The following is a 24,695-nucleotide window of genomic DNA, read 5'->3' as shown; positions in this document are numbered from 1 at the left end:
CCGGGCTACGCGCTATGCGTCTACTGGACCGAGGTGAAGAAGCGCGCGAGGCGGAAGCCTGAGAGCCAGGTCCAGACCGGCTGGCTGCGGATGCCGAGGTCCCAGGAGCCGACCACGGCGTCGGCGCGGCCGATCAGATTGTCGATCGGCAACAGGCCGACGCCGCCGTCGCGCACCGGCACGCGGCTGTCGGCGGAATTGTCCCGGTTGTCGCCGAGCACGAACAGTTTGCCGGGCGGCACCGTCACCTCCTGGGTGTTGTCGAGCCGGCCGTTGTCGCGGATCTTGAAGATCGCGTGGTTGACGCCGTTCGGCAGCGTCTCGATATAGCGATACGCCTCCTCGCCGCCGCCGCGATCGTCTTCGGCGAAGCCGGTGCCGTCGGGCTTCAGCGTCGCCGCATGATCGTTGATGAAGAGCTGACCCTGCCGCATCTGGATGCGGTCGCCGGGCAGCCCGACCACGCGCTTGACCCAGGCCTGCGAGCGGTCGCCCGGCCAGCGGAACACCACGACGTCGCCGCGCTTCGGCGTCTCGCCGAACACGCGGCCGGTTTCCGGCAGCGTGATCTGGATCGGCAGCGAAGCCGCGCCGTAGCCATACGGATATTTCGAGGCGACCAGCGCGTCGCCGATCAGCAGCGTCGGCTCCATCGATCCCGACGGCACGTAGAACGGCTCGGCGATCGCGCCCTTGGCGAGGAACACGACGGCCACGATCGCGGCCAGTTGCACGGCCTGTCCGCGCCAGCTGGTCGGCTTGGCCGTCACGACTTCGTTTCCGCTGCTCACTGGCCCGTTCCTCCGACCGTAATCCGTTCCATCCTGAGCGTCGGCTGGCCGACGCCGACCGGCACGCCCTGGCCGTTCTTGCCGCAGGTGCCGATTCCCGTATCCAGCGCAAGATCGTTGCCGATCATGGTGATCCTGTGGAGATCGGTCGGTCCGTTGCCGATCAGCATCGCGCCCTTCACCGGCGCGCCGAGCTTGCCGTTCTCGATCTTGTAGGCCTCGGTGCACTGGAACACGTATTTGCCCGAAGTGATGTCGACCTGGCCGCCGCCGAAATTGGCGGCGTACATGCCGTTCTTCACCGAGGCGATGATCTCGGCCGGGTCGCGATCGCCCGACAGCATGTAGGTGTTGGTCATGCGCGGCATCGGCACATGGGCATAGCTCTGCCGACGGCCGTTGCCGGTCGGCTTCATGCCCATCAGCCGGGCGTTCTGGCGGTCCTGCATGTAGCCGACCAGAATGCCGTCCTCGATCAGCACGGTGCGGTTGGTCGGCGTGCCCTCGTCGTCGATCGAGAGCGAGCCACGGCGCGAGGCCATGGTGCCGTCGTCGACCACGGTGACGCCCTTGGCCGCGACCTGCTGGCCCATCAGGCCGGCAAAGGCGGAGGTCTGCTTGCGGTTGAAATCGCCCTCGAGCCCATGGCCGACGGCCTCATGCAGCATCACGCCGGGCCAGCCGGCGCCGAGCACCACGTCCATCTCGCCGGCGGGCGCCGGCACCGATTCGAGATTGACCAGCGCCTCGCGCAGCGCGCCGTCGGCGGCGTCGCGCCAGGCCTTGGTCTCGATGAAGCGCGCATAGCCCTCGCGGCCGCCATAGCCCTTGCTGCCGCTTTCCTGCCGGTCGCCCTGGCCGGCGACCACGGAGATGTTGACGCGCACCAGCGGGCGGATGTCGCGATAGCTCTCGCCGTCGGGCCGCAGGATCTCGACCACCTGCCAGGTCGCGGTGAGGCTGGCGGAAACCTGCCGCACGCGCGGGTCCTTGTCCCTGACATAGGCGTCGATCTCGCCGAGCAGCTTGACCTTGGCCTCGAATGCCGGCCCGTCCAGCGGGTTCTCGTCGCCATAGAGCTTGATGTTGGTATGGGCGGGCGCCGCGGCGAACGTGCCGGCATAGCCGCCGCGCACGGCCGCCACCGCATCCGCGGCGCGGATCAGCGCCGGGATCGAGACGTCGGAGGAATGCGCATAGCCGACCGCGTCGTCCTTGACCGCGCGCAGGCCAAAGCCCTGCGAGGTGTCATAGGTCGCCTGCTTCAGCCGGCCATTGTCAAACACCAGCGCCTCGGTCTGCCCGAACTCCAGGAACAGTTCGCCGTCGTCGGCGCCTTCAAGTCCGCGCGCCACCTCGCGGCGGACGGCATCGCGGTCCAGATTGGCGCGGTCGAGCAGGGAGGTCGTGGCGGGATTGGTCATGGTCACTCCGACGCAATGCGATTGCTTGGCGATTCCTCGTCATCCTTGCCTGAAGCGCAACTGATTGCCAGTAGGGAACCCGCAGCAGGGATTTCGGGGGATTGAAGCAGAGACGAGCGGAAAACTCATCTTACAACCCGGAAACCTGTACCGTTCCCGGTTCAGGCCCGGACGGCGATCATCAAAGATAGTGGTTGGGGTGGCAAACCGGGAGTGCCTGCGACCATGCGGTCGATCACAGTGCCCCGTCGGTGTCCTCACCTTGTCGTCATCACCTTGAGCGCCGATCCGCCTTCCGCGGCCGGCCTTCGCGCTCGGCTATATCGCCCGATTGCGGCTTCGGCTGCGCGGTGCCCTGCGCCGAGGTCGGAAAGCCATGCTCCTGCGCCCAGCGGTACAGCTCGTCGAACACCGGCTTGAGCGCCTTGGCCGACGGCGTCATCTCGTACTCAACCCGTGGCGGCACCTCGGGATAGACCGTGCGCTTGACGAGGCCGTTGGCCTCGAGATCGCGCAGCTGCGTGGTCAGCATGTGCTGGGTCACGCCGGGGATCGACTGGCGCAGCTCGCCGAACCGCCGCTTGCGCTCGACCAGTTGCCAGAGAATGTCGCCCTTCCATTTCCCGGCCAGCACCGACAGCGCGCGATGAAATTGCGCCGACAGGTCGCCGTTGCACGGCTCGGACACCGCCGGAGGCTCGGCAGGCTCAATGGTCAGTTTTTTCATACTACCTCACAAAAAGCATCCTACTTGTTCTTTTCATCTTACTCCCGAATTTAGACCACAGAAAGCCGCGGGCCAGCCGCCGATCGGTCGGGTGACCGCGCGGTCCGGCCTTACGAACAACTCGGGAGTCATCAATGTCAGTTGCAGTTGCCGCGGCGCCGTCGCGCTGGAAGTCCGTCAGCCTCTGGGTCGTCAGGGGGCTGCTCGCTTTGGCCTTTGCCGCCGCTGGCGCCGCCAAGCTCTACGGCGTGCCAATGCTGGTCGAGGAATTCGAGCATATCGGGCTCGGCCAGTGGTTCCGCTATTTCACCGGATCGCTGGAGCTGCTCGGCGCCATCCTGATCCTGCTGCCCCCGGTCGCAGCGTTCGGCGGCGTGCTGCTCAGCTGCATCATGGTCGGTGCCACCATCAGCCATCTGTTCGTGATCGGCGGTTCGCCGGTGCCCGCCCTCGTGCTGCTGACATTGAGCGCGATCGTCGCCTACGCCAAGCGCAGCCAGTTCGCCCTGCTTTCGAGCGCGCCGTGAGGTGAGCGCGATGCGCGTCTCTCGCCGCAAGCTGGCGGTCGTGACCGGTATGGTGCTGGCCTTCGCGGTGCCGTTCGCCGCGACAATGCCGCTCACCGGTCCGGTCGCGGCGGTCTCGAAACCCGAGCCCAAGAAACCTGAGTCCAGCAAGCCGGAGCCGCGCATGCACCGTCTGGTGCTGCCGATCAACAGCGACGACCCGACCACGATGCGGGCGCTGATCTCGACCGCGCTCAACCTCCCGAAATATTATCGGGAGCGCAACGAGCCGTTCGAGATCGAAGTCGTCGCCTACAATGCCGGCGTCCACATGCTGCGGGCCGATACCTCGCCGGTGAAGGACCTGCTCCGGGTGGTGCGGGGGCTCACGCCCGACATCCGCTTCGTGGTCTGCGAAGCCACCAAGCTCGGCATGGAGCGCGCCGAGGGACATCCGCTCGTCCTGCTCGACAATGTCGACCTGGTGCCGAACGGGCCCGGGCGCATCATCGAATTGCAGGAAGCCGGCTGGTCCTACATCCGGTCCTGAGCGATATGGCCATCGAGCCAAGCGGAGAACTTGTCATGACGTCAGCTCACGCACCGACGCGCCGCGCCGTCGTCGCCGGCATGATCGGCGTCGGCGCCTCGCTCACAATGCCCGCCGGAGTGCGCGCAGCGTCGGGACCGCCGCACTTCGGCTCCACCCGGCACCAGTTCACGCAGGTCGAAGGCGCCCGCCGGTGCCGCCGGTCGCGATTCCGGCGCTCGCCGGCGGCGCGCTCGATCTCACCGCGCTTAAAGGCAAGCTGGTGCTGGTCAACTTCTGGGCCACCTGGTGCGCGGCGTGCCGGACCGAGTTGCCGATGCTTGATCGCCTTGCGGCCAGCGGCCGCAGCGATCTCGTGGTCGTCGCTGTTAGCACCGATCGCAATCGCGCGCCGGTCGCGCCCTACGTCAAGCAGCTCAAGCTGCGCCACCTTGCGATCGGCTTCGATCCGGGCGGTCTCGTCTCGCGCGTCGACGCCGCCGAGGTCGACACGCCGTTCGCGCTCTACGGCATGCCGATCTCATTTTTGATCGGCGTCACCGGCCAGGTCGAAGGTTACATGACGGGAGAGGCGGACTGGCTGTCCGCGGAGGCGGGCGGGTTGTTCGACTACTATGCGGGCGTCCGCTGAGATGGCGTAGCCCGGATGAAGCGAAGCGAAATTCGGGCTACGGCCTCTGTATTTGCGACGCCAGCCTAACCCCTAGGGCAATTTGTCATACCCCTCCGACAGGCCATTCAGGCTGAGCGGAAAGCCGATCCCTTCTTCCGGGGTCTCGAAGATGATGAAGGTCGCGGTCTTGGCGTTCTTGAGCTGGCCGAGCAGCTTGTCGTCCATCACCACCTCGGCGACGCAGCCATTGGGCAGGCAGCGGACGAAACCGGCGCGGCCGACGTCCTGATTGTCGAGTTTCAGGCCGAGGCCGGAGGGCAGCAGCACGCCGAGCGGGGCGACCACGCGCATCAGGCGGCTCTTCTGGTCGGCGGTCTTCAGCACGATCACGGTCAGGCCGGCATTGGAGCGGTCTTCCGCTACCACGCTCTGGATCAGTGCGCATTGCTCGGCCTGGGCGCCGGGCGGGGTGTCGCAGCGGATCTGCCAGTCGCCGTGAACCGAGCGCACCGCGCCTTGCGCGTTCGCCGGCTGGGTCAGGCCAAGGGAAAGGAGAAGAGAAAGGCCAAGGCAAAGGGCCAGAATCGCGAGGCCGCCGAGCCGGCTGGCCATCGTCAAACGAATGTTCGAAGCGCCCATCCGGGTCGATCCTTATAGATGTTCGGTCGGTCCGGCCGTCCGGCCGCCGGTAGCACGCGCGCCATGATGCGCTTCCCGGAAGCGAATCATGATCTCATCTTCTTGTTTGAGCATGATCTTTCGGAAGACCAGTCTCCACTTCTCCGGATCATGCTCAGGCGTCGACTGATACCGCAATGACGGCGCCTTGAAGGCGATCTTGAAGTCATTCTCGCGCCGGATTGCGGCAGCCCGCAGCGAATCAGGTTTCTGTAGGGTACCCCGCCTGTGGGTACATCCGGTAATCCCCCTGTCAAGCGGCATGGACAATTGGTCCAAGTGCTTTCGCTTGATTTTGCGGGAAAAATCGCAAGCGGCAGCTTCATCGCAGGCGCATGGCTTTCGGCCCCACTACTGCATTGCGAGCGCCGGAGAATTATGGTTTGAGAGGCTGGATTTCGACGCGTTCTAGCGATCTGGCTCCCGTACCCACCTTGACTCAGAGACGGGTATGTCCGGAAGGCCGTTTGTCAGGGCGGATCGTGCTGCATTTTCGGCCACATGCCGGGGGTGCTTTGGGGAATAATGCAAGGGAGCGCGAGCGGCATGAAGATGTCGATTGGCCGGTTGGGCAGGCAATTGCTGGGGTTGGCGGTGGCGGGTGTGGCGTCTGTCGCCGCGGGATCGGCCTTCGCCGAAATGGGGCAGCCGGCGCCGTGGGAGCACACGCTGCAGGAAGGCGTGACTCCGGTGATGGAAAACATCATCTGGTTTCATAATTTCCTGCTGGTGCTGATCACCCTGATCACGCTGTTCGTGCTCGCGCTGCTCATCATCGTGGTGGTGAAGTTCAACGCCAGGGCCAACCCGGTCCCCTCCAGGACCACCCACAACACCCTGATCGAGGTGGCCTGGACGCTGATCCCGGTGCTGATTCTGGTCGGCATCGCGGTGCCGTCGTTCCGCCTGCTGTTCCTGGAGCTCGACGTGCCGAAGCCGGACCTCACGGTGAAGGTCACCGGCAAGCAGTGGTACTGGTCCTACGCCTACCCGGATAACGGCAAGTTCGAGTTCGACTCGCTGCTCGACAAGGACAAGCAGCCGCGCCTGCTCGGCGTCGACAACGAGATGGTGGTCCCGGTCAACAAGGTGGTGCGGATCCAGACCACCGGCGCCGACGTGATCCACTCCTTCGCGGTGCCGGCCTTCGGCGTGAAGATCGATTCGATCCCCGGCCGCCTCAACGAGAGCTGGTTCAAGGCCACCAAGACCGGCGTGTTCTACGGCCAGTGCTCGGAACTGTGCGGCAAGGATCATGCCTTCATGCCGATCGCGGTGCGGGTCGTCAGCGACCAGGAATTCGCGACCTGGGTTGAAGGCGCGAAGAAGAAGTTTGCGACCAACCCGGCGAATTCCTACGCCTCGGCTGGTCAGGCGGCGCAGTAAGCCTCACGGCTTACGGCGCGGATGGAATAAGGGCGACGGGACCGCAAGGTCCAAGAGGGACTGCAAGGCAGGATTTTGAACATGGCGACAGGCGCAGCGACACACGACGATCACGCCCATGATGATCACGCCCACCATCCGACCGGATGGCGGCGTTATCTCTACTCCACGAACCACAAGGACATCGGTACGATGTACCTGGTCTTTGCGGTGATCGCGGGCATCATCGGCGCGGCGATGTCGATCGCGATCCGTGCCGAGTTGATGTATCCGGGCGTCCAGATATTCCACGAGACGCACACCTATAACGTGTTCGTGACCTCGCACGGCCTGATCATGATCTTCTTCATGGTCATGCCGGCGATGATCGGCGGTTTCGGCAACTGGATGGTGCCGCTGATGATCGGCGCGCCGGACATGGCGTTCCCGCGCATGAACAACATCTCGTTCTGGCTGCTGCCGGCCTCGTTCGCGCTGCTGCTGATGTCCACCTTCGTCGAGGGTGAGCCGGGCGCCAACGGCGTCGGTGCGGGCTGGACCATGTACGCGCCGCTGTCGACCTCCGGCCATCCGGGTCCTGCGGTCGATTTTGCGATTCTCTCGCTCCATCTCGCGGGTGCCTCGTCGATCCTCGGCGCCATCAACTTCATCACCACGATCTTCAACATGCGCGCGCCGGGCATGACCCTGCACAAGATGCCGCTGTTCGTGTGGTCGATCCTGGTCACCGTGTTCCTGCTGCTGCTGTCGCTGCCGGTGCTCGCCGGTGCGATCACCATGCTGCTGACCGACCGCAATTTCGGCACCACCTTCTTTGCGGCCGACGGCGGCGGCGACCCGGTGCTGTTCCAGCATCTGTTCTGGTTCTTCGGTCACCCCGAAGTGTACATCCTGATCCTGCCGGCCTTCGGCATGATCAGCCAGATCGTCTCCACCTTCTCGCGCAAGCCCGTGTTCGGCTATCTCGGCATGGCCTACGCCATGGTCGCGATCGGCGGCATCGGCTTCGTGGTGTGGGCGCACCACATGTACACCGTCGGCATGTCCTCGGCGACGCAGGCCTATTTCGTCGCCGCCACGATGGTGATCGCGGTGCCGACCGGCGTGAAGATCTTCTCGTGGATCGCCACGATGTGGGGCGGCTCGATCGAGTTCAAGGCGCCGATGATCTGGGCGATCGGCTTCATCTTCCTGTTCACCGTCGGCGGCGTCACCGGCGTCGTGCTGGCCAATGCCGGCGTCGACCGCGTGCTGCAGGACACCTATTACGTGGTGGCGCACTTCCACTATGTGCTGTCGCTCGGCGCCGTGTTCGGCATCTTCGCCGGCTGGTACTACTGGTTCCCGAAGATGTTCGGCTACATGTACTCGGAGCGCATCGCCAAGCTGCACTTCTGGTTCACCTTCGTCGGCGTCAACCTGGTGTTCTTCCCGCAGCACTTCCTCGGCCTGTCGGGCATGCCGCGCCGCTATGTCGACTATCCGGATGCGTTCGCCGGCTGGAACCTGATCTCGTCCTGGGGCTCCTACATCTCGGGCATCGGCGTCCTGATCTTCATCTACGGCGTGATCGATGCCTTCGTCCGCAAGGAGCAGGCCGCGAACAATCCGTGGGGTGCGGGTGCGACCACGCTGGAGTGGACGCTGACCTCGCCGCCGCCGTTCCACCAGTTCGAAGTGCTGCCCCGCGTGCAGTAAGTCCACGACAACGCGGCGCACTTAAGGGTGCGCCGCGCCTTTTGAGAGAAGCGAGACCTGATCTTGTCGGTTGTCGATCACAACGCCATCGAGCTGCCCCGGATCTCCGAGGCCGAAGTGGGCGACTACATTGCGCTGTTGAAGCCGCGCGTGATGTCGCTGGTGATCTTCACCGCGCTGGTCGGGCTGATGATCGCGCCGGTGCACGTGCATCCGGTACTGGCATTCACCTCGATCCTGTGCATCGCGGTCGGTGCCGGCGCCTCCGGCGCGCTCAACATGGCCTATGAGGGCGACGTCGACGCGCTGATGACACGCACCGCCAACCGGCCGATCCCGCGCGGCCGCATCACGCAGACCGAGGCGGCCGCGTTCGGCATCACGCTCGCCTTCTTCTCGGTGATGACGCTCGGCATTTTGGTCAACTGGGTGGCGGGCGCGCTGCTTGCCTTCACCATCTTCTTCTATGCCGTGATCTACACGATGTGGCTGAAGCGCTGGACCGCGCAGAACATCGTGATCGGCGGCGCCGCCGGTGCCTTGCCGCCGGTGGTGGCGTGGGCCGCCGCGACCGGATCGCTGTCTGTCGAGCCGATCCTGCTGTTCCTGATCATCTTCTTCTGGACCCCGCCGCATTTCTGGGCGCTGGCGCTGTTCCGCAGCGACGATTATGCGCGCGCCGGCATCCCGATGCTGCCGGTCGTCGCCGGACCCGACGCGACCCGGCTGCAGATCCTGCTCTACACCATCGTGCTGGTCGCGATCGCGCTGGCGCCGTGGCCGCTCGGCTATTTCGACGCGATCTACGGCGTCACCTCGCTGGTGCTTGGCGCCGGCATGCTGGGGCTCGCCATCGAGGTCTATCGCCGCCGCGAGGGCACGGCTGCCAACCGCGCCACGCGCCGGCTGTTCGCCTTCTCGATCCTCTATCTGTTCGCGCTGTTTGCCGTCCTGCTCGCCGAGGTCGTGGTCCGCGCCATTGCGCCTGTCTTCATCGGATAGGGAGCCGGGGGGCGAGATGGGGGCGCATGGGATATCAATGGACGAGAAACGCGAACCAGAAGGAATCGTCCTCACCGAGGCGCAGCTCAGGAGCCGCCGCCAGCGCTCGATCGCTATCGCGCTCGCGCTCGGCATCCTGGTCGTGCTGTTCTTCGCCGTCACCCTCGTCAAGGGGCCGGCCGTGCTGGTGCGGCCGCTGTGAGTGAGATGGCGAACCAGGGACCGCAGCAGGGTGAGGCCGCCAAGGTCACGCGCCGCACGCTGACGCGCGACGCCGTGGTTGCCTCGATCTGCGGCTTCGTCGTGGTGCTGATGGTCGGCGCGTCCTACGCGGCCGTGCCGTTCTACAACTGGTTCTGCCGCACCACCGGCTTCAACGGCACCACTCAGGTCGCGACCTCGGTGCCTTCGGATGCGCCGCTCGCGCGCACCATCGCGGTCAGCTTCGATTCCAATGTCGCGCCGGGCCTGCCCTGGAAGTTCGAGCCGGAGCAGAACACGATCGACGTCAAGATCGGCCAGGTGGTCACGGTCTACTACACCGTCACCAACCAGTCGGCGCGCACCACGACCGGCCAGGCGTCCTACAATGTCGCGCCGCTGACGGTCGGCGCCTATTTCCAGAAGATCAACTGCTTCTGCTTCACCGAACAGACCATGGCGCCGGGCGAAAAGCGCGAGATGGCCGTGGTGTTCTATGTCGATCCGGCGCTGGCCAGGGACAGCGAGAACGACACGCTGAAGACGATCACTTTGTCCTACACCTTCTTCCCCGTGCGCGACGCCACGCCGAAGCCCGTGGCGGCCGGCGAGGCGGAGCAGCGCAAGGGCGGCTAGAGCATGATCCGGAAAAGTGGAGACCGATTTTCCGAGAAGATCATGCTGTAGAGATTGGAATTTGAGATTTAAGACGTGCCTTGCGGCACGCGAATGGAGAGACGGCAATGGCTGAGGCGCAAGTCAAGCATCACGACTATCATCTCGTCGACCCGAGCCCGTGGCCAGTGGTCGGCTCGTTCTCGGCCTTCATCATGGCGTTCGGCGCGATCGGCTGGATGCACCACATGTTCTCCGCGGCCCCGATCGTGTTCGGCGTCGGCACCATCGGCGTGCTCTACACCATGGCGAGCTGGTGGGGCGACGTGATCAGGGAAGCCCAGTACAAGGGCGACCATACCCGCGTGGTGCAGATCAGCCACCGCTACGGCATGATCCTGTTCATCGCCTCCGAGGTGATGTTCTTCGTCGCCTGGTTCTGGGCCTTCTTCAACTCGGCGCTGTTCCCGGCTGACGCGGTGCACGCCACGCGCGATGCGGTGTTCGGCTGCGGCGCCGGCACGGCGATGGGCGCCTGCTCGGTGCCCGGCACCTGGCCGCCGAAGGGCATCGAGACCTTCGATCCCTGGCATCTGCCGCTGCTCAACACGCTGCTGCTCCTGACCTCGGGCACCACCGTCACCTGGGCGCACCATGCGCTGCTCGAGAACGACCGTCAGGGCCTCAAGCAGGGCCTGATCCTCACCGTGATCCTCGGCGCCCTCTTCACCTGCGTGCAGGCCTATGAGTACGCCCATGCGACGTTCTCGTTCGGCGGCAACGTCTATGGCGCGACCTTCTTCATGGCGACCGGGTTCCACGGTTTCCACGTGCTGGTCGGCACCATCTTCCTGCTGGTCTGCCTGATCCGCGCCTATGCCGGCCACTTCACGCCGAAGCAGCACCTCGGCTTCGAGTTTGCCGCCTGGTACTGGCACTTCGTCGACGTGGTCTGGCTGTTCCTGTTCATCTGCATCTACGTCTGGGGCCACGGCGCCGAGACGATGGCCCACGGCGCACACTAATTGCCGGCCGACGTGCTAAGAGGGGGCGGCCGAATGGCCGCCCCCTTGCTTTTGAAGAGAACAGATGACCGATACCCCCCCGACTGTGACCGAGAGTGCACTGCGCGGCATCGCCTGCCGCTGCCCGCGCTGCGGCAAGGGTAAGCTCTATTCCGGCTTCCTGACGCTGGCGCCGCGCTGTCAAGCCTGCGGCCTCGACTTCGCCTTCATCGATTCCGGCGACGGGCCGGCGATCTTCGTCATCATGCTGGCGGGCGCCATCGTGGTCGCGGCGGCGCTGATCGTCGAGGTGAAGTACCAGCCGCCGTTCTGGGTGCATGCTGCGCTGTGGCTGCCGTTGATCCTGGTCACCACGATCCTGCCGCTACGATCGATGAAGGCACTTCTGATCGCGCTGCAATTCCACCACAAGGCCGCCGAAGGCCAATTGATCGAGCGCGGCCCGAAATGAATGATGTGACGACGCGCCGGCCGAGCGCGGCCGGCTTCGGCATTTTCACGTTGATCCTGATCGCGGTGTTTATCGCCCTCGGCTTCTGGCAATTGCAGCGCCGGGTCGAGAAGCATGCGCTGATCGCGGCACTCGACGCGCGGCTGGCCGCCCCGACCGAGGCGCTGCCGCCGCCGTCGGCATGGCCGACGCTGACCTCCGCCAAGGATGAGTTCCGCCGCGTCACGCTGACCGCGACCTATGCGAAGCAGCCCGACGCGATGGTGTTCAGCTCCGGCTCCGCGGTGCGCGACGACATTGTGGGTCCCGGCACCTGGGCCTTGCTGCCGGCGAAGCTCGCGAGCGGCGAAACCGTCGTGATCAACACCGGCTTTGTCCAGAACACGATGCAGGATCGCGCCTTCGAGGATCGCGTGGTCGGCCGCCTCGTCACCGGCGCGCCGGTTGAGCTGACGGGCTATATCCGCTTTCCCGAGCCGCCGGGCCGGCTGACGCCGAAGGAAGATCTACCGAAGCGGCTGTGGTTCGTGCGCGATCATCGCGCAATGGCGCAAGCGCTCGGCTGGGGCCAGGTCGCGCCGTTCTACATCGACCTCGAGGCGCCGGTGCCCGACAGCGGCACGCCGAAGCCCGGACCGCTCAAGGTGCGGCTCAAGGACGACCACATGCAATACGCCATCACCTGGTTCTCGCTGGCTGCCGCGGTCACGATCGCCTTCGGCCTGTGGTGGCGCGGCCATCGGCGGCGTGCCTCTGGTCGAACCTAGCCTCATCATGGTTTGATTGGCCCGCGAAGGGGACTTCGCGGCGAGCAAATCAGGGTGTGCCATGGAGAAATACGGCGCCGGGCCAATCGTTGTCCTGGACTATGACCCCAACTGGCCGGCCATGTTCGAGACGGAGCGCGCGAGGATCGAGCATGCGCTCGGCTCGTTGGTTCTGGCCATCGAGCATGTCGGAAGCACCGCGGTTCCGGGCTTGCCGTCGAAGCCGATCATCGACCTGATGGTCGGTGTCCCCAGCCTCGCGGAGGCACGGGAACGCTGCATCAAGTCGATTGAGGCGCTCGGCTACAACTACATACCAGAATACGCGGCGTGGCTGCCTGGCGAGTTGTTCTTCCGCAAGGGCCCTCCGGGCCCGTGGACCCATCATCTGCATGTGATGGAGCCATCCAATCCGCGCTGGGAAACGCTGCTGGTGTTTCGCGACTATCTTCGCGCGCACCCCGAGGCGGCCCGCGCCTACGCGGATATCAAGCAGGCCCTTGCTGCCTCCTCAAGAGAGGACATCGCGGCCTATCGCAACGGCAAAACTCGCTTCGTCGAGGAGACGACCGCGAAGGCCCGCGCGTGGCGCGCGGACCCGTCCGGTCGATAGCGCGGCTTCGCCACGCCTGCATTCCGCCGTAGCTCATGCATGTATGTCCGCGCCGGGATCAATGACCCATGGGGGCGGGGCCGCCGAGCTTGACCTTGCGCAAGGTCAGCGCCAGCGGGATCACGGAGAGAGAGATCAGCATCAGCACCCAGAACGCGTCCATGTAGGACAGGAACGAGGCCTGGGTCTGCACCTGCTGGCCGATCCACTGGATCGCCTGTTGATGCGCCTGCGCCAGCGAACTGCCCTGGGCGACGAAGAAGTCGGTGATCTGGTGCAGCGTGTCCTGGTATTGCGGGCTCGACGGCGTCACCTGCTCGACCAGCCGGCTCTGGTGGAATTGCTGGCGATGCGTCAGCACGTTGGACACGATCGAGACGCCGATCGAGCCGCCGGTGTTGCGCGCGGCGTTGATCAGCGCGGAGGCCTGGTCGGTCTTGTCGGGCGGAATGCCGTCATAGGATGCCGCCATGATCGGCACGAAGATCAGCGGCAGGCCGACGCCGATCAGCATGCGCGAGCGCGCCATGAACCAGAACCCGAGATCGGCATAGACGTTGGTCATGCTGTACATCGAGGCGGCGATCACCAGCGCGCCGGCAACGATCAGGTATTTCGGCTGCACCCGGGCGGCGAGCCGGCCGACCGCGAACATCATTATCATGGTGACGACGCCGCCGGGCGAGAGCACGAGGCCAGCCCAGGTCGCGGTGTAGCCGAAATCCTGCTGCACCAGCTGCGGCAAGAATTGCGTGGTCGCGAGCAGGATGGCGCCGGTCGCCAGCATCACCAGGAAGCAGGCGCCGAACTGCCGGGTTGCGACCATGCGCAGGTCGATCATCGGATTGCGCCGGGTCATCTCCCACGGGATCATCAGCACGAACGCCGTAGCGCAGATCACTGCAAAGGTGATGATGAAGGGCGATGCGAACCAGTCGTCCTCGAGGCCGCGGTCGAGCACCACCTCGAGCGCGCCGAGGAAGGTCGCGACCAGCGCGAAGCCGATGAAGTCGAACGTGTTGCCCTGGGGCTGCGCCCCCTTGGCTTTCGCGGTCGCGGGCTCCTGCAGCACGGCCGCGATCAGCGCGATCGCGAACACGCCGACCGGCGCGTTGATCAGGAAGCACCAGTGCCAGGAGAGGTTGTCGGACAGCCAGCCGCCGAGCGTCGGGCCGACCACCGGCGCCACCACGACGGCAATGCCGAACACCGCGAACGCCTGCCCGCGCTTGGCCGGCGGGAAGGCGTCGGCGAGAATAGATTGCGCAACCGGCACCATGCCGCCGCCGCCGAGACCCTGCAGGATACGGAACAGCAGCAGCGCGTTCAGATTGGGGGCGAAGCCGCACAGGATCGAGCTGACGGTGAAGATGCCGAGGCAGATCAGGAAGAAGGTCTTGCGCCCGAGCGTGCGGGCGAGAAAGCCGGAGGCGGTCAGGATGATGGCGTTGGACACCAGATAGGTGGTGACCACCCAGGAGGATTCATCCTCGCTCACGCCCATGCCGCCGGCGATATAGGGCAGTGCCACATTGGCAATGGTGGTGTCGAGCACCTCCATGAAGCTCGCGAGCGCAACCACGATGGCGATCAGCCAGGGATTGACGGTGACGCTCGGAGCCGGGATGCCTTTGGCATCGATCGCGGCGGCACTCATCACAGCCTCCCGAAGCTCGACTTCTCAAGGCGCTCGACGAGGGACGGCGTGGCATCGATCCGCACCGTCGGGACGACGGACATGCCAGGGCCGAGCGCGACGTCGGCCGGCGGGTTGTCCATCACGATCTTCACCGGCACGCGCTGCACGATCTTGACGTAGTTGCCGGTGGCGTTCTGCGCCGGCAGCAGCGAGAACGCGGTGCCGGAGCCCGGCTGCACGCTCTCGACATGGCCCTGGATGGTGCGTCCAGGATAAGCGTCGATCTTCATCGTCACCTTCTCGCCCGGCCGCATCTTGTCGAGCTGGATCTCCTTGAAGTTCGCGGTGACCCAGGTCTGGTCGGGCACGAACATCGTGAGATTGGTGCCGGCCTGCGCGAACTGGCCGACCGCGGCCGACAGGTTGACGACGCGGCCCGGCTGCGCGGCGGTGACCGTCGTATAGGACAGATTGAGCTTGGCCTGGTCGCGCTGTGCCTCGGCCTGGGCGAGGTTGGCGACCGCGCTCTTGCGCTGCGCCTTCAGCGACTCGACCTGGCGCTGCGCGAGGTTGAGCGTCGCCTGCGCGCTCAGCAGCGCAGCCTGCTGCTGATGCAGCTGCGAGGTGAACTGCTCGGAATTCTGCACCGTACCGTAGCCGGATTGCTCCAGATGCTGGTAGCGCGTCGCCTGCTGCTGGGCGAACACCAGCGCCGCCTGCGCCTGGTCGACCTGGGCCTGGTTGGCCGATATTTGCGCCTGCTGCACGTCGAGCTGCGCATCGACATTCTCGATGCTGGCGCGGGCGGCTGCGACCTGCGCCTCGGCCTGCGCCAGCGCGACGCGATAGTCGCGGTCGTCGAGCTGGGCGATCACGTCTCCGGCCGCGACATGCTGGTTGTCGGTGACCGGGACGGCGGTGATGTAGCCGGAGATCTTCGGCGCGAGCGCGGACTGCCGCGCGGCGATGAAGGCGTCGTCGGTGGATTCGAAATGCCCGCTGTAGTCCATGTAGAGATAGCCGCCGCCGATTGCCGCCGTGAGCAGCACGGCGCCGATCGCGGAGATGACCGGACGGCGGCGCAGGAAGCCGCGCTTCGGCGCCGTGCCGGTGACCTCGGGCGGGACGGCTGCCGGCGGGGCGGGCTGCTTGCCCGCGGGATGCTCCTGCGCCGGAGCTCGTGTCGTGATCTCCGGCCGCTCCGATGTGACATGGGGCTCATGCGAGGCCGGCGCCGAAGGGGCGCCCTCGATGCCCGGTTGGTCGCGCTCCAAGACAGTGTCTTCGAACATGATGGCTGCTCCTGGCTGACGAGCGAGGTCCGCAGGGCCTTCGCAAAAGGGAACGGTACCGTTCCATTCTACGCGACAAATAGTCCCGCTGCGGCGCAGCGTCAATAAGAACGGAACTGTATCGTTCTATTTACAACTAGATGTGATAGGGCTATATTGCTTGATATTGCCGGCCTGACCGGCCCATCGAACCTGGGTCGATGCGATGACCACCAGTACCCTGAAGAAGCCGCGGGCAGCCAAAGCCAGGCCGGTGGAGGTGCGCGCCGGGCGGCCGCCGAAGGAGCTTGCCGGCGAGGTCGATGCGCGCATTCTCGAGGCCGCGCGCAAGCTGTTCCTGCAGCGCGGGTTCGAGGGCGCGAGCATCGACGAGATCGCGGAAGTCGCGCGCTCCGGCAAGCGCACCATCTACGCGCGCTTCCGCGACAAGCGGGCGCTGTTCACCGAAGTGGTGACGCGGGACATCCTCTCACGCATCGCCGAGTTCAAGGCCGATCCGCCGGTCGGCGCGACCATCGAGGAGCGCCTCACCAGCGTTGCCTCGACCTTGCTGCATTGGGGCTTCGATGCCGACCGGATCGGCCTGATGCGGCTCGCCATCGCGGAGGCGCACCGCTTTCCGGATCTCGCCGCCAACGTCAACCGCAGGGCGCGCGCGCTCAGCACCGAGCTCGGCATTCACCTGCTGCGCGAGCTGACGCAATCCGACGAGCTCGGCAAGCTGCCAGCCTTCGCGCCCGAGCAGCTGCCGACCACGGCGCGGATGTTTCTCGATGTCATCGCCGTGCCGATGCTGCTGCGGGCCTTGTTCGAGGTGGATCTGAAGGCGCTCGATCCCGAGATCGACGCCCATGTCGCGCGCGGCGTCGCGTTCTTCGTTGCTGCGTGCCGGACCGGCTGGGTGGAGAATCCCAAGCCGTAGGCGTGCTCAGTCCGGCGCGCGCTCCACGGCGTGACGCAGCCAGACCATGCCGCCTTCCAGCGTCTCGCAGTGCGTCAGCCGCAGTGATTGGCCGGCGCCGGGGCGGTCGCCGTCCGGGCCGTGATAGTCGACGATGCTTTGCGACCCGGCGACGCCGTCGACCGCCGGAAAGATCAATGTGCTGAACTCGTCGATCAGCCCGTGCTTGAGGAAGGCGCCGTTGATCCCGCCGCCGCCTTCGAGTAGCAGCGTCCTGGCGCCGAACAGGGCGGCCAGCTGCGCCATCGCGCCCGGCAGATCGTCGCCCTTCGCGCCGGCAAACAGATAGGACGCACCGTCCTCGCGCAGTTCGGCGAGATGCGAGTCGGACACCTGTTCGCCCAGCACCGCGACGGCATGATCGCCGCCGACATTGTCCTTGCCGAAATGCACGCGGCCCGACGGATCGATGCCGATCGCAAGCTTGCGGCCGCTACGGTTGCCGCGATGCGCCTCGCGCGGCAGCTTCGGTGGGTTGGCGATATGCCGCTCCGTTCCCTTGGCCATCTCGTTCATGGTGACGCGCCCGATGATCCAGCCGTCGGCATCGAAGCCGTCATGGATCCGTTCGTAGTGCGAGCGCAGCACGTCGGCCGAAATCCCGGCGGCGGCCTTGGTGAAGCGGCTGGGATGCAGCCGGCCGTCGATCGACGTGCCCATGTGGCAGATGATGTGGGGGCGCATAGGCTGAACTCTTCGATGGGGGATGACCGCGCCGCAGGGGCGGGTGGAGCAGCTTCAGATTTATAGGCGCGCAGCCAGGTTCTCAACGCCGATAACGCCGCGGCGTTTCAACTTCGCTTGTCTAATCGAACCAGCCGTGCCGCTTGAACCAGAGCACCGGCAGGATGCCGCTGGCGATGATCGCGGCCCAGGCCAAGGGATACCCAAACGTCCAGCTCAGCTCCGGCATCGCCTTGAAGTTCATGCCCCAGACCCCGACCAGGATGGTCGGGGGAACGCCGACGACCGACACGATGGTCAGGATCTTGAACAGGTCGTTCTGCTGGATGTTGATGAAGCCGAGCACGGCGTCCAGCAGCAGCTGGATCTTGTCCGACAGCCGGGTCTCGTAGTCGCCGAGCGAGGCGACGTCCTTGGTGACGGCCTCGAGCCGGCGCTTCGATGCCGAAGTGATCCATTCATTGCCGACGTCGTCGGCGAAGCTCGCGACCCGGCCGACGCCGAGCAGCACGTCGCGTGCCTTCGCCAGCCGATCGGCGAGTTCGCCGATGCTCTCCAGCGCCTCGCGCAGCCTGCGGCTGGAGCGCACCGGACGCTTGCTCCGCACCAGGCCGCCCTTGAAGACACCGCGCGACAGCCTGTCGGTCTTGGCGCCGAGATGCTCCAGCACGTCGGCGCCGCGATCGATCATGGCCTCGAGCAGCGCGGTGAACACGCACATGCCGTTCTGCAGGCTCTTGTCGGTGCCGATCCGCTTCATGACGTCGTCGAACGTGGTCAGCTGTGCAAACCGCACGGTGACCAGCACCCTGGGACCGATCACGAAGCCGATATTGGTGATCTCGGCATCGTCGTTGTCGTCGAGCCGCACCGCCGGCGAGCTCAGATAGAGCCGGTCATGGTCGGTGATCAGGCGGCTCGACGCCTCGATCTCGCTCAACGATCGCTCGGACGGGACGCGGATGTCGAGCACGCGCTCGACGAACTGCTTTTCGTTTTCGGTGGGATCGAGCAGATCGATCCAGATGATCTCGGACGGCAATTCCGCGCCGATGCTTCGCCAATCGGAGGTCGCCGACCTGTACAGCTTCAGCAATGATCGGGCTCCATGCATGGTGGGTCGTGCGTCCCACGACAACCGCGAGGACAGCAAAGCCGTTCCATGCATTTTGAAGCCTGCCGGCACTCACTTCAGTCGAGACGTTCCGCCGAGCTTTCTCAGCCGGCGCAGGTCGCTTGCGGCCTCCGAGAGCAACCAATCGCGAAACGTCACGATCTTCGGCAGGTTTGCGGTCGCCTTCGGGCAGAGGATCCAGTAGGTCTTCGACAACGGCAGCGACTGCGGAAACGGGCGCGCCAGATGGCCGTTGATGAGGTCCCATGCCGCCAGCGTGGTGCGCGCCAGCGCAATGCCTTGCCCATTGATGGCGGCATCAATCACCATGCTGGCGCGATTGAGGACCGGGCCATGGGTGGCGGCAGCATCGTCAAGTCCCGCTTCCTGAAGCCAGTTCTTCCAGTCGGCGCGACTGTCCATATGGATCAGAGGAAATTTCAGGATGTCAGCGGGGTTGCTCAGGCGTCGCTTGCCGGACAATAGCTTTGGGCTGCACACGGCAAATAGCCGCTCCGGGCTCAGCCGCACCGCGTCAAGCCCCGGCCAGTTGCCGTCGCCATGGCGCACCGCGAGATCCACTTCCTCGCGCGCGAAGTCAACGTGATGCAACGTGGCGGAGACGCGCAGGTCGATGCCGCTATGCGCCTCGGCAAAATGGCCAAGTCGGTGCACCAGCCATTTCGCGGCAAAATCCGGCGAGGTCGAAACCGTGAGCACACCGGTATTCTGCCGCTGCAACAGCCGCTCGGTGCCGATCGCGATGCGATCGAGCGCGTCGCGCACGACCGCCAGATAATCGCGTCCGGCTTCTGTGATGATCAGTCGCTGACGTTCGCGGTTGAAGAGCTTTATTGCGAGCTCCGCCTCCAACGCCTTGACCTGGTGGCTCACCGCGCCCTGCGTAACGCAAAGCTCTTCAGCGGCGCGCGTAAAACTCTCGTGCCGCGCGGCGGCCTCGAAGGATTTCAGGGCGTTCAGTTGCGGCAGGCGTGGGCGCATCGCAATACTTCATGAGAAAAATTAGGGCAGGCACGAGAAACGATGCTTTGCGGGAAACCGCCCTGCGCCATTATTGAACAGCTCCAGTGCAGCATTTTCAAGCAATTTGGAGCCCCGTCATGTCCGTCCTATTAACCGATACATGGTCGATCCCGCCGGTGCCCGCCGCCGACCCGGCCACTCCACATCATCAATCCAGCTCAGGAACGTCGCCAGGCGCTCCGCGCCCCGGATGGTGGAGCTTGCTTGACCGGCCGTTTCAGCGCATGGCGCTACGCGCGATTGCCGACGACCCGCACCTGCTTCGCGATCTCGGCCTGACGCGCGAAGAGGCGCTGCGCGAGGCCTCCAAGCCGTTCTGGCGCTGAGACCAAATCAGAAAGGAGAAACGGATGTCCGATCCGATCGTCTACGGTTTCCCACGCAGCACTTTTGTCAACATCGTCCGCTTGATCCTCACGCACAAGGACGTAGCTTACCAATTCCACGACCTTGAACGGGTCATGGGAAAGCCCGATCACCTGGCGCTGCACCCGTTCAACCGTGTCCCAATTCTGAAACACGACGATCTCACCGTCTACGAGACGAGTGCGATTGCCGCCTATGTCGACGAAGCCTTTGGCGGCGTGTCGCTGACGCCGAAAGACATCAAGGCGCGGGCGCGCATGAACCAGTGGATCAGCGCCGTCAACAACTATTACTACCCCTACATGATTTATCACGTGACGCATGAGCGGCTGGTTTTCCCGGAGCTCGGCATCGCCTCCGACGAGAAGGTCGTGGCACATGCGCTGCCCAAGGTCGAGACCGGGCTTGCGGTGGCCGAGCGCCAGCTTGCGCACGGCAAGGATTTTTTGCTCGGGGACGAGCTCTCGATTGCGGATTTCTATCTGCTGCCGAGCACGTTCGCCTTCAGCCTCACCGCCGAAGGGCAATCGATGTATCCGAAATTCCCGGCATTCTGCCGCTGGTGGGAACGCATGGACAATCTGCCCGCAACGCAAAAAGTTCGCGCCGCCGTACAGCGGGTGCCGATCGAACACGCGCGCGAATGGGCTACTTCGCACCGGCCGAAATATTGACCGTCACGGTTCGCGTGCAGAGCGCCCGGTTCCGGGCCAGAAACCCGTTTGTTTCCGAACAAAGGCGATGACGGAGCGTTAGTGCAGAGCAAGAGGAAGGGACAACACCATGAAGAATTCTATATCGGTTGCGTTCATCTCCGCGGTCGCAATGACCTTCGCATTCGCCGGAAGCGATGCAAAAGCACAGTCTACGCCCGTCCAACAGGCCCAGCCGCCTCAGCAGTCGGAGCAAACCCGCGAGCAGGATCGCAGTCGCGCCGAGGACGTCAAGATCGGGCGTGACTGGAAGGCTCAAGGCGGCGAGAAGGACCACGCCGGCCAGGCAGCGCCTGACGACAGCCATCGGACTGTCGGTCGAGACTGGCGAGCCCATCCACAGAACCGGGACCGCCAGTAGCTATCGAGGCGGAATTGGCGACGCTTGGTGCGTGGCGTGACCTTCGAAGAAGGAAAGCGGAAAGCCGAAGGTCAATCCCGCACGTATCTCGTTTACCGGATGGCCTCCTGTGAGCGCGTGCCGGACCGCGATGTCGAAGCTGAGGTCGTCGCGCACACGATAGATCAGCCCGACCAACCCCGAGAACGTCTCCTCTTTGCCAAACTCGTTCTCGTAGAAGATCTCGGCGACGGGGCGCACCGTCCAGCTCGTCGGTCCTTCGACGATAGCACCCACGAACACGTCGCCATGATGGTCGCGGGTGATGGCAGTCTCGGCATTCAGGTGAATGGTGCCCCAATCCCAGCGCCGCGAGACGATGCCGGCCAGGCTGACGCCAACGCCCGAATTGCCGGTACTGTCAGGAAGAAGGACGCCAAATTCGGTCGCAATGCTCGGGCCGGTCTTGTCCTGCAGGCTACCGGGTACGACCACGTGCTTGAGAAACGCTCCCGCTGCAGTCAGGCTGGTCGGCCCGGGCGGAGAGAGCGACGTTTGTCCCTGGCCTTCGAAGACGGCTTCCCAACTCTCGCTCAGACCGTAGTTGAGAACCCAGGCCGGCGCGATCAGGCTTGTTCCGCTCTCATCACGCAAACGTCCGGCCGGCTGGAGCTCGACCTCCATTTCCCCCTTCTTGGCAACGGCGGCATCGGTGCCATCGAAGGGGCGATAGGCCGAGGCAGGGGTAGTCCAGGCGATCAGTCCAAGAACGACCATGAAGCGAGGCGCAAGGCATCTCGAACAGCTGCGAAAGCCCCGGCTGCGTTTCCACATGCGCCGTCTCCCCACAAAGTCGATCTCAAGGCATTGGCTTGAACACCCAGATTGCCGCCGGTCCGGCTGGCCCCGCGCGGACCGCAACAAACAGGCGGTCCATCTCCGGCACAAAGAGCGATGTTCGTGCGCCCGTCGCCGTGGGCAGGCGCGCGATCAGTCGATAGGCCTCCCCATCAATCTCAAATACATCGACGTATCCACCGCCGCAGCTCACATAAATGCGTCCGCGCTTTGCATCTACAAATAGGTCGTCGGCATCGCCGCAAGTGCCGATGGCTGCAATCGCCTTGCCGTCGGTCGAAAAGGCCGCAACCTCGGCTGGGCTGCGATACACCAGGAGAACGCGACTTCGTTCGTGATCGATGGCCATCGCGAAATTACCGCCCTTGTCCAACGGCCAGCTGGTGAGTTGTTTCCCGGAAGCAACGTCCACCACCGCGACGGCTCGCGCGTCAGGCAGATTGACAAAGATGCGCCCACTATCGGGCTGCAGCTGGAAGCTTTCCGGATGTGCCTTAAGGAGTATGCTCCGAACCTTCGTCCGGGTGGATGGGTCGACGACTGCCAGGCCACCATCGCCATAGCCGACGATGACGCGCTTGGCCGCCGCATCGACCCGGATATTGTCGGCGTCGCTGCCGAGTTCGATTCGCCCGGTCGCCTTGTACTGGTTGGCTTCGTACAGCTGCACCGATCCGTCGCGGGCGTTGGCGACGTAGAGGGTGTCGGTCGACGGCTCATAGCCGACGCCTTGGGGTTCGTTCAATCCGGTAATGGTTCGAAGCAAATTGCGCGCAGCCAGATCGACGACGCCGACGCTGTCATTGCCGAGCTCGGCCACGAACAGTCGCCGCCGCTTCAGGTCGACCGCCAGGTGATCAATCCGACCGCGGACATCGCCGAGCAGGATTTTCGTTTCGAGCTGAAGGGGCGTTTTGTCTCCTGCCGGTTCAGTTGCCGCTGCCAGCGTCGGAATGAGGGCGTCGATGCGCCGGGCGATCTGATCCCGGGCCGACTCATAATCATCGATACCCAAGGGAATGCCGGACCAGTAGGTCACGTCGGCCCGTCCGTGCCGCTCGGGGATCTGATCGAACGCGACCACCTGGTCTGCCGCGGCCATGTCGTCGATGGTCAGCTGTTGCGGTGTGTTGGCTGCCTCCAGACCATCGAGTGCAAGGCCATCCTGGACCCTGACCGGAACCGACCGATAAAGGTCGATGCCGCGTGAGACCGCCCTGAATCGCAATCCGCGCTCCTGGGCAGCCTTGTTGAAATAGGCCGCCGCCATCTGGCTGTTCACCACGCCGTGCAGGCAGACAAAGACAACGATCTTGCCATCGTCCGCCGGCGCCGGCCGAGCCGATGTCAGCGCGATCGCAAGCAATATGGCGGCAATGCGCAGCGTCGCCTCGGCACTCCTGAGCAGCGTTCGCATCGTCAGCATCTCACTTCAGCCCGGCTAGCACCCACGCCGGTTGCAAGAGCGCCCCTGTCATTTCTTGCAGGCTTTCTTGCACATCTGATACTCAGACTTGCAGGTTGGCCCGGCATAGTTCTTCATGCACGCCTTTTGCTGATCGGCGCAGACCTGGCAGCTGGTCTGGCCGATCGCAGCGTCCATGCCCACAAGAACTCCGACGACAACCATGGACATGACCGTGAGGCTTCGCATCGTTGATCCCTCCAAGACCAAAGTCAGCTTTTTGTCGTGGCCGTCTTGTCCAGCGCGGCACGCAGGCCCTTGGCGAGCTTGACGGCGTCGTCATTGGCCCAGAAATGCATGAAGAACAGGCGCGGCTGTTCATCCAGCATGTGGCTGTGCAGCGCGGTGACGTCGATGCCGTGCGTCCGCAGCGCCATGATGACGGGGTTGACCTCGTCATTGGTCAGCACGAAATCGCCGGTGATCGCCGCCTTGCCGCCGCCGGTCGGCTGGAAGTTGATGCCGATGGCGACGCCCAACGGACCGACCGGGCTCAATGCCATGCCCTCTTCAGTGATCGGATCGCGGCGGGGCACGTTGAACTGATAGACGCCGCCATTGGCCTGGCCCTTGACGCCGATGATCTGGTCGAGCTGCGCGGTATCGAGATCGATGGCCGGCGGCGGCGCGGCCGGCGCCGCGGCCGTGAGCGGCGTCTTGCTTTCCGCGAGCCCATCCCGGATCGCGGCGGCGATCTTGACCGGGTCGCCGTGGCCGGCGACGTGCATGTAGAAGGTGGCCGGGCTCGCGCCAAGCAAATGGTTGTGCACGGCCGTGATCTGCATACCGTTGCCGATCATCTTCAGCATCACAGGGTTGATCTCGGATTCGAGCAGCACCAGGTCGCCCATCGCCATGACGCCGTCGTGCATGGGCTTGAAGGCGACCCAGCCGCCGAGCGCCAGCGCCGGCTTGATGGTGACGCCGTCGAGCGTCACCGCAAGATCGCTCCGCGGAAAGCCGTAGCGATGCACGTCACCGGTGACGGCGGGTTTTCTGCCCAGCGTGTCGTCGACCTTCTGCCAGTCGATCGCCTGCGCATGTGCCGACGAGACGAACGGCTCGGCAAACACCTGCCAATCGATCTTTTGCGCGCTCCCGCCTGTGGCGAAGAGACAGGCACTGACGCCGATCAGCGCCGAAATCGTGTGTCGCATTGGATTGCTCCCTTG

The 24,695-nt window shown here is 64.8% G+C and carries 30 protein-coding genes; 16 read left to right on the top strand and 14 right to left on the bottom strand.

Annotation, left to right across the window (positions count from 1 at the left end):
* Positions 1–20: 20 nt before the first annotated feature.
* From lepB to XI02_RS42165, 3 genes are all read right to left on the bottom strand, one after another.
* Positions 21–791, bottom strand: coding sequence for a signal peptidase I (lepB, locus tag XI02_RS42175; protein ID WP_016847099.1), 771 nt, complete (start codon positions 789–791; stop codon positions 21–23).
* Positions 788–2,215, bottom strand: a complete 1,428-nt coding sequence (tldD, locus tag XI02_RS42170) for a metalloprotease TldD (protein WP_172646555.1) — start codon at positions 2,213–2,215, stop codon at positions 788–790. Before tldD ends, lepB begins: the two co-directional genes overlap by 4 nt.
* Before the next feature lie 271 nt (positions 2,216–2,486).
* The gene (locus XI02_RS42165; protein WP_172646556.1) at positions 2,487–2,942 is read right to left on the bottom strand and encodes a helix-turn-helix domain-containing protein; all 456 of its coding nucleotides are present in this window, start codon (positions 2,940–2,942) and stop codon (positions 2,487–2,489) included.
* A 134-nt stretch (positions 2,943–3,076) separates the two neighbouring features.
* On the opposite strand from XI02_RS42165, the gene XI02_RS42160 reads away from it, so the two are divergent.
* The 3 genes from XI02_RS42160 to XI02_RS42150 all read left to right on the top strand — a co-directional run bounded on the left by XI02_RS42160 (position 3,077) and on the right by XI02_RS42150 (position 4,629).
* On the top strand, positions 3,077–3,469 hold the full coding sequence (locus XI02_RS42160) for a DoxX family protein (RefSeq protein ID WP_016847096.1): 393 nt from the start codon (positions 3,077–3,079) through the stop codon (positions 3,467–3,469).
* A gap of 10 nt (positions 3,470–3,479) precedes the next feature.
* On the top strand, positions 3,480–3,998 hold the full coding sequence (locus XI02_RS42155) for a DsrE family protein (protein ID WP_172646557.1): 519 nt from the start codon (positions 3,480–3,482) through the stop codon (positions 3,996–3,998).
* A gap of 193 nt (positions 3,999–4,191) precedes the next feature.
* Positions 4,192–4,629, top strand: coding sequence for a TlpA disulfide reductase family protein (locus tag XI02_RS42150; protein WP_246783605.1), 438 nt, complete (start codon positions 4,192–4,194; stop codon positions 4,627–4,629).
* Positions 4,630–4,701: 72 nt separating this feature from the next.
* On the opposite strand, the gene XI02_RS42145 is transcribed toward XI02_RS42150, so the two are convergent.
* Together XI02_RS42145 and XI02_RS42140 are read right to left on the bottom strand one after the other, a co-directional pair.
* The gene (locus XI02_RS42145; protein WP_016847093.1) at positions 4,702–5,250 is read right to left on the bottom strand and encodes an invasion associated locus B family protein; all 549 of its coding nucleotides are present in this window, start codon (positions 5,248–5,250) and stop codon (positions 4,702–4,704) included.
* A gap of 12 nt (positions 5,251–5,262) precedes the next feature.
* The gene (locus XI02_RS42140; protein WP_172646559.1) at positions 5,263–5,553 is read right to left on the bottom strand and encodes a hypothetical protein; all 291 of its coding nucleotides are present in this window, start codon (positions 5,551–5,553) and stop codon (positions 5,263–5,265) included.
* A 282-nt stretch (positions 5,554–5,835) separates the two neighbouring features.
* On the opposite strand from XI02_RS42140, the gene coxB reads away from it, so the two are divergent.
* From coxB to XI02_RS42095, 9 genes are all read left to right on the top strand, one after another.
* The gene (gene coxB / locus XI02_RS42135) at positions 5,836–6,675 is read left to right on the top strand and encodes a cytochrome c oxidase subunit II (RefSeq protein WP_026191935.1); all 840 of its coding nucleotides are present in this window, start codon (positions 5,836–5,838) and stop codon (positions 6,673–6,675) included.
* Between the two features lie 81 nt (positions 6,676–6,756).
* Entirely contained in the window at positions 6,757–8,373 is a 1,617-nt protein-coding gene (gene ctaD, locus XI02_RS42130; RefSeq protein WP_069280298.1) for a cytochrome c oxidase subunit I, read from the top strand.
* 63 nt (positions 8,374–8,436) lie between these two features.
* Positions 8,437–9,375, top strand: a complete 939-nt coding sequence (locus tag XI02_RS42125) for a heme o synthase (protein WP_018269060.1) — start codon at positions 8,437–8,439, stop codon at positions 9,373–9,375.
* Positions 9,376–9,412: 37 nt separating this feature from the next.
* Positions 9,413–9,577, top strand: coding sequence for a hypothetical protein (locus XI02_RS42120; protein WP_018269059.1), 165 nt, complete (start codon positions 9,413–9,415; stop codon positions 9,575–9,577).
* A 5-nt stretch (positions 9,578–9,582) separates the two neighbouring features.
* Entirely contained in the window at positions 9,583–10,212 is a 630-nt protein-coding gene (locus XI02_RS42115) for a cytochrome c oxidase assembly protein (RefSeq protein ID WP_172646560.1), read from the top strand.
* Between the two features lie 107 nt (positions 10,213–10,319).
* On the top strand, positions 10,320–11,216 hold the full coding sequence (locus XI02_RS42110; RefSeq protein ID WP_016847085.1) for a cytochrome c oxidase subunit 3: 897 nt from the start codon (positions 10,320–10,322) through the stop codon (positions 11,214–11,216).
* Positions 11,217–11,280: 64 nt separating this feature from the next.
* The gene (locus XI02_RS42105; protein WP_172646561.1) at positions 11,281–11,667 is read left to right on the top strand and encodes a DUF983 domain-containing protein; all 387 of its coding nucleotides are present in this window, start codon (positions 11,281–11,283) and stop codon (positions 11,665–11,667) included.
* Entirely contained in the window at positions 11,664–12,434 is a 771-nt protein-coding gene (locus XI02_RS42100; RefSeq protein ID WP_172646562.1) for an SURF1 family protein, read from the top strand. Before XI02_RS42105 ends, XI02_RS42100 begins: the two co-directional genes overlap by 4 nt.
* 61 nt (positions 12,435–12,495) lie before the next feature.
* The gene (locus tag XI02_RS42095; protein WP_069280294.1) at positions 12,496–13,047 is read left to right on the top strand and encodes a GrpB family protein; all 552 of its coding nucleotides are present in this window, start codon (positions 12,496–12,498) and stop codon (positions 13,045–13,047) included.
* Positions 13,048–13,105: 58 nt separating this feature from the next.
* On the opposite strand, the gene XI02_RS42090 is transcribed toward XI02_RS42095, so the two are convergent.
* Positions 13,106–14,704 (bottom strand): DHA2 family efflux MFS transporter permease subunit, encoded by a 1,599-nt coding sequence (locus XI02_RS42090; protein WP_172646563.1) that lies wholly within the window; start codon positions 14,702–14,704, stop codon positions 13,106–13,108.
* Entirely contained in the window at positions 14,704–15,978 is a 1,275-nt protein-coding gene (locus XI02_RS42085; RefSeq protein WP_370142322.1) for an HlyD family secretion protein, read from the bottom strand. Before XI02_RS42085 ends, XI02_RS42090 begins: the two co-directional genes overlap by 1 nt.
* A gap of 205 nt (positions 15,979–16,183) precedes the next feature.
* On the opposite strand from XI02_RS42085, the gene XI02_RS42080 reads away from it, so the two are divergent.
* On the top strand, positions 16,184–16,900 hold the full coding sequence (locus tag XI02_RS42080; protein WP_069280293.1) for a TetR/AcrR family transcriptional regulator: 717 nt from the start codon (positions 16,184–16,186) through the stop codon (positions 16,898–16,900).
* A 6-nt stretch (positions 16,901–16,906) separates the two neighbouring features.
* Here the strand turns inward: XI02_RS42080 and XI02_RS42075 are convergent, their stop codons facing one another.
* The 3 genes from XI02_RS42075 to XI02_RS42065 all read right to left on the bottom strand — a co-directional run bounded on the left by XI02_RS42075 (position 16,907) and on the right by XI02_RS42065 (position 19,739).
* Positions 16,907–17,623 (bottom strand): dihydrofolate reductase family protein, encoded by a 717-nt coding sequence (locus XI02_RS42075; RefSeq protein ID WP_172646564.1) that lies wholly within the window; start codon positions 17,621–17,623, stop codon positions 16,907–16,909.
* Positions 17,624–17,744: 121 nt separating this feature from the next.
* Positions 17,745–18,719 (bottom strand): magnesium transporter CorA family protein, encoded by a 975-nt coding sequence (locus XI02_RS42070; RefSeq protein ID WP_069280291.1) that lies wholly within the window; start codon positions 18,717–18,719, stop codon positions 17,745–17,747.
* 90 nt (positions 18,720–18,809) lie between these two features.
* The gene (locus tag XI02_RS42065) at positions 18,810–19,739 is read right to left on the bottom strand and encodes a transcriptional regulator GcvA (protein WP_016847076.1); all 930 of its coding nucleotides are present in this window, start codon (positions 19,737–19,739) and stop codon (positions 18,810–18,812) included.
* A gap of 242 nt (positions 19,740–19,981) precedes the next feature.
* Here XI02_RS42065 and XI02_RS46130 point away from each other — a divergent pair, with 242 nt between their 5' ends.
* The 3 genes from XI02_RS46130 to XI02_RS42055 all read left to right on the top strand — a co-directional run bounded on the left by XI02_RS46130 (position 19,982) and on the right by XI02_RS42055 (position 21,221).
* Positions 19,982–20,107: a hypothetical protein gene (locus tag XI02_RS46130; RefSeq protein WP_256438804.1), complete on the top strand. Its 126-nt coding sequence runs from the start codon at positions 19,982–19,984 to the stop codon at positions 20,105–20,107.
* A gap of 24 nt (positions 20,108–20,131) precedes the next feature.
* Entirely contained in the window at positions 20,132–20,821 is a 690-nt protein-coding gene (locus tag XI02_RS42060) for a glutathione S-transferase family protein (RefSeq protein ID WP_172646565.1), read from the top strand.
* 109 nt (positions 20,822–20,930) lie between these two features.
* Complete coding sequence (locus XI02_RS42055) at positions 20,931–21,221, top strand: hypothetical protein (protein ID WP_069280288.1); 291 nt, start codon at positions 20,931–20,933, stop codon at positions 21,219–21,221.
* On the opposite strand, the gene XI02_RS42050 is transcribed toward XI02_RS42055, so the two are convergent.
* Genes XI02_RS42050 through XI02_RS42035 form a run of 4 tightly spaced genes read right to left on the bottom strand, consistent with a single transcriptional unit; the run spans position 21,222 to position 24,680 of the window.
* A complete protein-coding gene (locus tag XI02_RS42050; RefSeq protein WP_244980909.1) occupies positions 21,222–22,034 on the bottom strand; it encodes a hypothetical protein in 813 nt (270 codons plus the stop codon).
* Positions 22,035–22,059: 25 nt separating this feature from the next.
* Positions 22,060–23,475, bottom strand: coding sequence for a hypothetical protein (locus XI02_RS42045; RefSeq protein WP_244980910.1), 1,416 nt, complete (start codon positions 23,473–23,475; stop codon positions 22,060–22,062).
* A 57-nt stretch (positions 23,476–23,532) separates the two neighbouring features.
* Complete coding sequence (locus XI02_RS42040) at positions 23,533–23,712, bottom strand: hypothetical protein (RefSeq protein WP_016847070.1); 180 nt, start codon at positions 23,710–23,712, stop codon at positions 23,533–23,535.
* A 23-nt stretch (positions 23,713–23,735) separates the two neighbouring features.
* Positions 23,736–24,680, bottom strand: a complete 945-nt coding sequence (locus XI02_RS42035) for a DUF1259 domain-containing protein (protein ID WP_172646566.1) — start codon at positions 24,678–24,680, stop codon at positions 23,736–23,738.
* Between the last annotated feature and the right edge of the window lie 15 nt (positions 24,681–24,695).

Origin of the sequence: Bradyrhizobium sp. CCBAU 21365, from assembly GCF_015291305.1 — a bacterium.
Taxonomy (GTDB): Bacteria; Pseudomonadota; Alphaproteobacteria; order Rhizobiales; family Xanthobacteraceae; genus Bradyrhizobium; species Bradyrhizobium elkanii.
This window is presented reverse-complemented; position numbering and strand designations above follow the sequence as displayed.